A 3,480-nucleotide genomic window follows, 5' to 3' on the forward strand; every position below is an offset into this window, starting at 1 on the left:
GGAGCGTCCCTGAGGACCGCGGGGATGTCCGCCTTCGCGTGGAACGCACGCGTCAGCAGCAGCGGCAGCGCCACGACGTCCCGGACGCCCTGTGCCGCCAGCGACTCCAGCACCCCTTGCACGGAAGGGATGTTGAAGTCGAGAAAGCCTGTCTCCACCCGCACGTCCGGGCGCAGCGAGCGCACCCGGCGGACCAGGGCGTGCACCGTCGCGGCGTGCCGCGGGTCGCGGCTGCCGTGCGCGACGACCAGGAGGACGGGCTTCACGGAACTCAGCCCTTCACCAGCAGACCGCGGCTGCGCAGCACCCACCGCTCCAGCGGGCTGAAGATCAGCAGGTCGATCGCGATGCCGACGAACAGGATGAGCAGGATCGCCTCGAACACCATGGCCATGTCGCTGTTGGTGCGGCCGTTCTCCAGCAACTGGCCGAGCCCCACGCCGAGATCGGGGAACTGGGCGATGATCTCCGCGGCCATCAGCGACCGCCAGGAGAACGCCCAGCCCTGCTTCAGGCCCGCCACATAGCCCGGCAGCGAGGCCGGGAGGGTGACGTGCCAGATGCCCTTGACGCCCGTCGCCCCCATGGTGCGGCCGGCCCGCAGGAACAGCGGCGGCACCTGGTCGACGCCGGACACCAGACCGTTGGCGATGGAGGGCACCGCGCCGAGCAGGATCACCGCGTACATCATGGAGTTGTTCAGGCCCAGCCAGATCACGGCCGGCGGCACCCACGCCACCGACGGCAGCGACTGGAGGCCCGACAGGATCGGTCCGATGGCCGCCCGGACGAACTTCACCCGGGCCACGACCAGACCCAGCGGGGTGCCGATGAGCAGGGCGAAGAAGAAGCCGAGCAGACCGCGCGAGACGCTGGTCCAGATGTAGCCGAGCAGATCGCCCGCCAGCCAGGCGTCCTTGAAGGTGGCACCCACCGCCGACGGCGAGGGCAGCTTGGACGGGTCGTCCACGACCGGGTAGAGCAGGGTCCAGACCACGAGGACCACCGCGAGCGCGATGACCGGCGGCAGGATCTTGTTGACCAGGGTCTCCCGGAGGGACGGGCGGCCGGTGGCCCGGGTCTCCAGCGCGTCGAGGCCCGCCTCCACGCTCCCGGCGTCCTGGGCCGGTGTCGTCTCAGTGCTGGCCATGGCGGCGGATCTCCCCACGCAGTTCTTCGGTGATCTCACGGGCCAGTTCGGCCACGGGCGCGTCCTCGATGCGGCGCGGCTGCGGAATGTCGACCGTCCACTCGCGCGCGATCCGGCCGGGACGGGAGGACAGCAGGATCACGCGCTGCGCGAGCCGTACCGCCTCCCGCACGTTGTGCGTGACGAACAGGACGGAGACCCCCGTCTCCGCCCAGATCCTGGTGATCTCGTCGTGCAGCACGTCCCGCGTGATGGCGTCCAGGGCCGCGAACGGCTCGTCCATCAGCAGCAGGCTGCTCTCCTGGGCGAGTGCGCGGGCCAGGGCCACCCGCTGGCGCATACCGCCCGACAGCTCGTGCACCCGCTTGCCGTACGCGCCCTTGAGCCGGACCAGTTCGAGCAGCTCCTCGGCCTTGTCGCGCCGGTCGGGCTTGGCAACTCCCCTCAGCTTCAGGGCGAGTTCGATGTTCTTGCCGGCGGTCAGCCACGGGAAGAGGGCGTGCTCCTGGAACATCAGGGCCGGGCGGCCGTCCGTGGTGATGGCGCCCGTGCTGGGCTGGTCCAGTCCCGCCACCAGGTTCAGCAGCGTGGACTTGCCGCAGCCCGAGGCCCCCAGGAGGGTGACGAACTCGCCCGGCGCGACATCGATGCTGACGTCGTCCAGGACGAGCTGCTGTCCGCCCGGTCCCGCGAAGGACTTCGAGACGTGGTCGAGACGCGCGGCGTACTCGACCGTCTCGTCGGCCTTGGCGAGCGTCGTGGTCGTGGCCATGGTCGTCACCTCCTGGGAACTCATCGGGACGGGGTCAGCTGGTGCCGAGACCGGCGGCGTCGACCGTGGGCTCGCCCTCGGCCTTGAGGACCTTGTTGAGGATCGTGAGGTCGTAGATCCCGTTCAGGTCGGGCTTCTCCAGCAGACCGGCCTTGACCGCGTGCTCCGCCTCGGTGTCGAGCGTGGCGGCCAGCGGGTCGTTGGTGAACTGGATCGACTTCCAGGCCGGGTCCAGGACCTCGGGCTTGAGCGCCTTGCCGGAGTCGGCCTCCAGCTGCCTGTTGGCCGCGGCCTTGGCCTCGTCCGGGTTGGCGTTGATCCACTTGTTGGCTTCCACCGACGCCTTCAGGACGGCCTCGACCGCCTTCGGGTGCTCCTTGAGGAAGTCCTGCCGCACGATGATGTTCGTGATCACGAACTTCTTGTCCGGCCACAGCGACGACTCGTCGAGCAGCACCTTCGCACCCTCGGCGACCAGCTTGGACGCGGTCGGCTCCGGCACCCAGGCGCCGTCGATGGAACCGGACTTGTAGGCGTCCGGCGTGATCTTGTTGTCGGTGCGGACGACGGTGACGTCACCCTTGCCGCTCTGCGCGTCGACCTTCCAGCCCTGCTCGGCGATCCAGTTGAGGAACGCCACGTCCTGGGTGTTGCCGAGCTGAGGCGTCGCGATCTTCTTGCCCTTGACGTCCTTCAGGGACTTGATCTTGTCGGGGTTGACGACCAGCTTCACCCCGCCGGACGCCGAACCGCCGATGATCTTCAGGCTCTTGCCGCCCGACTTGACGTAACCGTTGATCGCGGGGGAGGGGCCGATCCAGCCGATGTCGATCGACTTGGAGTTGAGCGCCTCGATCTCGGACGGGCCGGCGTTGAAGGTCGCGTACGAGGCCTTGGTGGCCCCGAGCTCCTTCTGGAAGAAGCCCTTGTCCACCCCGACGAGGGCGGTGCCGTGGGTCAGGTTGCCGAAGTAGCCGATCTTGACGGAGTCCAGTCCGTCGATCTTCTTGGCTCCGGCGGCCACCTTGGCGGTGTCGGTGTCCTTCGCCTCGGAGCCGTAGCCGCAGGCGGCGAGGGTGAGGAGCGGGAGCGCGGCGATGACCGCGAAGGAGCGGCGAAGAACGGATGTAGCAGGCACGGGAGGTGTTCCTCTCGGAGGCCCGGCGGTCACGGTCTCTCAGGTCGTGGCCGGGAGGTCGGCAGGTCTGCGTCTACGGCTGTGGGGGGACGGGGCGCGCAAGCGGTGCGCGTACGTCAGCGCACACATCGCGCCACTCCGCCCTGCCCGCTGCCGAGCGCGCCGCTGCCTACGCGGCCGCCCTCCTTCGCGAACGTGGACCAGTAGTCGGTGGGGTTCATGTCAGAAGTCCCACCCGTCGTCCTCGGACTCGTCCTTGACGGGCTCCGGGGACGCGAACGACTCGCCGACCATGCCCGCGGTGAGGGTGGTGCCGTCGTTCGGGTCGATGAGGATGAACGAACCGGTGCGCCGGGAGTCCGAGTAGGAGTCGACGGGCAGCGGCTCCGCGGTGCGGATCTTCACCCGGCCGATGTCGTT

Annotated in this window: 5 protein-coding genes; all 5 read right to left on the reverse strand. The window is 69.1% G+C overall.

Features of this window, described 5'->3' with window-relative positions; all coding sequences use genetic code 11:
• On the reverse strand, positions 1-266 hold a 266-nt coding region (locus tag AOJ26_RS32115), incomplete at its 3' end, for a sirohydrochlorin chelatase (RefSeq protein ID WP_199828891.1).
• A gap of 5 nt (positions 267-271) precedes the next feature.
• Entirely contained in the window at positions 272-1,150 is an 879-nt protein-coding gene (locus AOJ26_RS32120) for an ABC transporter permease (protein WP_053851885.1), read from the reverse strand.
• On the reverse strand, positions 1,137-1,922 hold the full coding sequence (locus AOJ26_RS32125; protein ID WP_053851886.1) for an ABC transporter ATP-binding protein: 786 nt from the start codon (positions 1,920-1,922) through the stop codon (positions 1,137-1,139). Before AOJ26_RS32125 ends, AOJ26_RS32120 begins: the two co-directional genes overlap by 14 nt.
• A 34-nt stretch (positions 1,923-1,956) precedes the next feature.
• On the reverse strand, positions 1,957-3,060 hold the full coding sequence (locus tag AOJ26_RS32130) for an aliphatic sulfonate ABC transporter substrate-binding protein (RefSeq protein ID WP_053851887.1): 1,104 nt from the start codon (positions 3,058-3,060) through the stop codon (positions 1,957-1,959).
• A 222-nt stretch (positions 3,061-3,282) separates the two neighbouring features.
• On the reverse strand, positions 3,283-3,480 hold a 198-nt coding region (locus tag AOJ26_RS32140; protein ID WP_420713316.1), incomplete at its 5' end, for an elongation factor 1-alpha C-terminal domain-related protein.

It is taken from the genome of Streptomyces sp. NRRL B-24085 (assembly GCF_001282115.1).
In the GTDB taxonomy this organism is placed as follows: domain Bacteria; phylum Actinomycetota; class Actinomycetes; order Streptomycetales; family Streptomycetaceae; genus Streptomyces.

Coding starts and splice junctions, on each gene's coding strand:
- AOJ26_RS32120 (WP_053851885.1), bottom strand. CDS start 1,150: ATGGCCAGCACTGAGACGACACCGGCCCAGGACGCCGGGAGCGTGGAG.
- AOJ26_RS32125 (WP_053851886.1), bottom strand. CDS start 1,922: ATGGCCACGACCACGACGCTCGCCAAGGCCGACGAGACGGTCGAGTAC.